The 4184-nt window shown below is 60.8% G+C and carries 3 protein-coding genes and 1 pseudogene; all 4 read right to left on the reverse strand.

All coding sequences use genetic code 11. The annotated features are described in order from the left end of the window. Nucleotides 1-8: 8 nt before the first annotated feature. On the reverse strand, nucleotides 9-1832 hold the full coding sequence (gene glmS / locus EN964_RS26945; protein ID WP_127272024.1) for a glutamine--fructose-6-phosphate transaminase (isomerizing): 1824 nt from the start codon (nucleotides 1830-1832) through the stop codon (nucleotides 9-11). Nucleotides 1833-2009: 177 nt separating this feature from the next. Next, entirely contained in the window at nucleotides 2010-3368 is a 1359-nt protein-coding gene (gene glmU, locus EN964_RS26950) for a bifunctional UDP-N-acetylglucosamine diphosphorylase/glucosamine-1-phosphate N-acetyltransferase GlmU (protein WP_127268353.1), read from the reverse strand. Nucleotides 3369-3677: 309 nt separating this feature from the next. Next, entirely contained in the window at nucleotides 3678-3953 is a 276-nt protein-coding gene (locus tag EN964_RS38820) for a hypothetical protein (protein ID WP_236382805.1), read from the reverse strand. Between the two features lie 79 nt (nucleotides 3954-4032). Then, nucleotides 4033-4184, reverse strand: a pseudogene (locus EN964_RS26960) (cytochrome c biogenesis protein CcdA); the annotation flags it as partial.

Raw genomic sequence — 4184 nt, forward strand, 5'->3', positions numbered from 1 at the left:
GATGATGCCTATTCCACCGTCACCGATTTCGCCAGATTGCGCGGCTGGTCGACGTCGGTGCCCATGAAGACGGCGGTAAAATAGGCCAGCATCTGGATGGGCAGCGCGTAGATGATCGGCGAGATGATTTCCGGCACGTCCGGCAGGATGATCGTCTCCATCGTCTTGACGCTCGTCAGCGCCGCACCCTTGCTGTCGGTGATCAGGATGATCTTGCCGCCGCGCGCCGCCACTTCCTGCATGTTCGACACGGTTTTTTCGAAAATGTGGTCGTGCGGCGCAATGACGATGACCGGCATGTTCTCATCGATCAGCGCGATCGGTCCATGCTTCAGCTCGCCGGCCGCATAGCCCTCGGCGTGGATATAGGAGATTTCCTTGAGTTTCAGCGCGCCTTCCATGGCCAGCGGAAAGTTGGTGTCGCGGCCGAGATAGAGCACGTCCTTGTAGCGTGAGAGTTCACGCGCGATCCGTTCGATCTGCTCTTCAAGCTTGAGCACCTGATTGGCATAGCGCGGCGCTTCCGATAGCGCGCGCACCAGGGTCTTCTCTTGTTCTTTCGAGATTGTCCCGCGCGCCACGCCGGCCCGCACGGCAAGCGATGCCAGCACGGACAGCTGGCAGGTGAACGCCTTGGTCGAGGCAACGCCGATCTCCGGCCCGGCGAGCGTCGGCAGCACGACATCGGATTCGCGCGCCATGGTCGATTCGCGCACATTGACGATCGCGCCGATCTTCATGCCGGCCTTGCGGCAATAACGCAGCGAGGCCAGCGTGTCGGCAGTCTCACCGGACTGCGAAATGAAGAACGCCGCGTCGTTCTTCGACAATGGCATTTCGCGGTAACGGAATTCGGAGGCGACATCGATGTCGACGGGCAGGCGCGCGTAGCGCTCGAACCAGTATTTGCCGATCAGGCCGGCAAGATAGGCGGTACCGCAGGCCGAAATCGCCAGCCGGTTGATCTCTGCGAAATTGAACGGCAGATCCAGCGGCTTGGAGACGCCGCCGACAAAATCGAGATAATTCGCCAAGGTATGCGAGATCACTTCGGGCTGCTCATGGATCTCCTTCTCCATGAAATGGCGCCGATTGCCCTTGTCGACCATGAAGCTGGTCGAAAGCGACTGCTGGCGCTTGCGGTCGACCTTTGTGCCGTCGATGTCGAAGATGGTGACGCCGTCGCGGCGCACCACCGCCCAGTCGCCATCTTCGAGATAGGTGATCGAATTGGTGAACGGTGCGAGCGCGATGGCGTCGGAGCCCAAAAACATCTCGCCATCGCCATGGCCGACAGCCAAAGGCGGACCATTGCGCGCGCCGACGATCAGGTCCTCGTCGCCCTTGAACATGATTGCCAGCGCAAAGGCGCCTTCCAGCCGCTTCAGCGCCTGGTGCGCGGCCTCGACCGGCTTCAGGCCTTTGGCGAGTTCGCGCGCCACCAGATGGGCGACGACCTCGGTGTCGGTCTGCGAGGAGAAAGAATAGCCATCGCGGATCAGTTCTTCGCGCAATTCGGCGAAATTCTCGATGATGCCGTTATGGACGATGGCGACACCGTCGGAAAAATGCGGATGCGCATTGGTCTCGTTGGGCACGCCGTGTGTCGCCCAGCGTGTGTGACCGATGCCGATCGTACCGTCGAGCGGCTCGTCCTTGAGCCGGCGCTCGAGGTTGATCAGCTTGCCTTCGGCGCGGCGGCGAGCAAGCTGGCCGTGCTCGATGGTGGCGACGCCGGCCGAGTCATAGCCGCGATATTCCAACCGCTTCAGCGCGTCGACGATGAGCGGCGCAACCTGCGAGTGGCCGACGATTCCAACGATACCGCACATGCAGACAGCCCCCGAGTCCCCGTGGAAAACCAGCGCTATTTAGGGATGGCCGGCCTGCCGCGAAAGTCACATTGCATTTCGTCCCGTGTAACGGAACGCTCATTCTTGTCGATGCACCATGACAGACCGCTCTTGCAATCCGGTTACTGCAATCGTTCGGTTTTTTGCGGGCTGGTCTTACTTTTTCTTCGCAGCCGCGGCCGAAGCAAAGCGTTCGCGCAATTCCTTGCCCTTGCCCGGGATCGTCTTCTGGCGAGCACGGCCGAAGGCCAGCGCATCGTCGGGCACGCTTTCGGTGATCACGCTGCCCGAGGCAATGTAGCCGCCCTTGCCGATGGTGACAGGTGCCACCAGCGACGAATTAGAGCCAATGAACGCGCCCTCGCCGATGTCCGTGAAGAATTTCGAATAGCCGTCATAATTGCAGGTGATGGTGCCGGCGCCGATATTGGCTCCCGCGCCGACGCGGGCATCGCCGATATAGGTCAAATGGTTGACCTTGGCGCCCTCTTCGATAACCGCCTGCTTGACCTCGCAGAAATTGCCGACCTTGGCCTTGTCCCGGAGATCAGCACCCGGCCGCAGTCGCGCGTATGGCCCGACATCGCAATTGGACGCAATGGTGGCGCCTTCGATGTGGCTGAACGCATGTATCTTGGCGCCCGTCGCAATCTTCACACCCGGACCGAACCAGACATTGGGCTCGACGATCGTGTCAGTGCCGATCTCGGTGTCGTGCGAGAAATACACGGTCTCCGGCGCGATCAGCGTCACGCCCGACAGCATCGCTTCATGCCGCCGGCGCGCCTGCCATATGCCCTCGGCTTGCGCAAGTTCGGCGCGGTTGTTGATACCGAGTGCGCTTTCGAAGCTGGCTTCGGTGGCGACGACATCGAGGCCTCGCGCACTGGCGATCTCGACAATGTCGGTGAGATAATATTCGCCTTTGGCATTCTTATTGCCAACCTGATCGAGCAGCGTCAGCACGTGGGCGCCGGCCACCGCCATCATGCCGGCATTGCAGAAGCCGATCTTTCTTTCCTCCTCGGAACAGTCCTTCTCCTCGCGGATGGCCACCAATTTGCCGTCCTTCTCGATCAGCCTGCCATAGCCGGTCGGGCTGGGCGGGCGGAAGCCGATCACGACGACGGCGGCGCCCTCGGCCAACTTCAGCCGCGCCACGGTCAGCGCATCGGCGTCGATCAGCGGCGTGTCGCCAAACATCACCAGGACGTCGTCATAACCCTTTGATATCGCATCGCGTGCGGCCAGCACGGCGTGCGCGGTGCCAAGGCGCTTCTCCTGCACGAAAGTCTCGGCCTTCGGCGCGAACTTTGCCGCAGCCTTGCGCATCTCGTCGGCGCCATGGCCGATCACCAGCGCCTGGCTGCCGGCGCCGGCGGCTTCGGCTGCCTTCACCACATGGGCGACCATCGGCAGGCCGGCGATCTGGTGCAGCACCTTCGGCAGCACGCTCTTCATGCGCGTGCCTTCGCCGGCGGCGAGAATGACGGACAGGCAGGATCTCTGGCTCATGGAAGGGACAACCATATGAAAAGGGTTGGGAATCAAAGCATGCTAGCAGTGGCGCCTTGCTTCACCAATGCGGTTAAATTTCGGTGAGATGGCGGAGCAGCTGACTCTTAATCAGCGGGTCTTAAAACGGAATTCGGCAGTCAGCACACCTACAACAGGCCGTGTTTCCTGAATTCCGCCTGCTCGTCACCTGATATCCAGCCAAACACCTTCAGCTTGCCGTCGCGCTTTTCGACGAGATAGTTGACCGCAAAGTCGATGGTCACGGGACTCCCATCCTTGCGTTCATAGTCACCGGCCCAGTTTACCTCAGCCACGCAATGGTCCTGGTCGACAGGTGTCACAGAGACCTCCTTGCAGGTCATCCTCTTGCTGCCGAGGGCACGATAGGCCAAAACCCTTTGTCATGATGGCCTTCAACTGCTCGCCATTCTCGCCAACCATGACCGCTGCCGGCGTCACCGAGACAAAACCGGCCGAATACATGTCCGCGACGTCGTTGAGATCGACGGTGTCGGCGATCGCGTCATTGTAGATTTTCTCATAGACCTTGAAGAATTTTCGCACATCCGCCTTGGCTACCATTCTCGCCTCCCGGCTCGAAAAAGTGTTGATCAACGGTACTGCAAATGCGGGCTGCCGTGCATCGTTCCGCCGACGCGACCTACCCCAGCCGCCCCAGCACCGGGAAATTTTCCAGCAGCCAGTAAGACACCGTCTGCACGCCGCCGGTGAGGAAAAACACGCCGGCGACCACCAGCAGCGCGCCGATCGCTTTTTCGACGCGGCCGAGATGGACGCGGAATTTGCCAAGGA

The organism is Mesorhizobium sp. M7A.F.Ca.CA.001.10.2.1 (assembly GCF_003998575.1).
Lineage (GTDB): Bacteria > Pseudomonadota > Alphaproteobacteria > Rhizobiales > Rhizobiaceae > Mesorhizobium.